Below are 416 nucleotides of genomic sequence, written 5' to 3'. Positions count from 1 at the left end.
CGCGGCAAGCTGCTGTCGACCCGCGCCCTGGAGCGCCATCGCAGCGACTACACGCTGGTCGAGGGCAAGGGCGACGAGCCGACCCTGACCAGCGGCCACTTCATGACCCTGGCCGAACACCCGCGTGCCGAATGGAATGATTTGTGGTTGCTGCTCGAAGTCCTGCACGAAGGCAAACAGCCGCAGGTACTCGGCGAAAACGTCACCAGCGACGTCACCGACAACAAGAGCGATTTCCACCAGGGCTACCGCAACAGCTTCCTCGCCACCCCGTGGGACGCGCACTACCGCCCGGCCCTCGAACACCCGAAACCGAAAGTCCTCGGCAGCCAGACCGCCATCGTCACCGGCCCGGCCGGTGAAGAAATCCACTGCGACCAGTACGGCCGCATCAAAGTGCAGTTCCACTGGGACCG

Annotated in this window: 1 protein-coding gene; it reads left to right on the top strand. The window is 64.7% G+C overall.

All coding sequences use genetic code 11. From position 1 onward, the window contains the following. On the top strand, window positions 1-416 hold a 416-nt coding region (locus N8H74_RS29235), incomplete at both ends, for a contractile injection system protein, VgrG/Pvc8 family (protein ID WP_347710410.1).

This window comes from Pseudomonas sp. B2M1-30 (assembly GCF_025447575.1).
Classification (GTDB): Bacteria; Pseudomonadota; Gammaproteobacteria; order Pseudomonadales; family Pseudomonadaceae; genus Aquipseudomonas; species Aquipseudomonas botevensis.
Note: the sequence above shows the minus strand (reverse complement) of the source record. Positions and strands in the feature narration are given on the sequence as shown.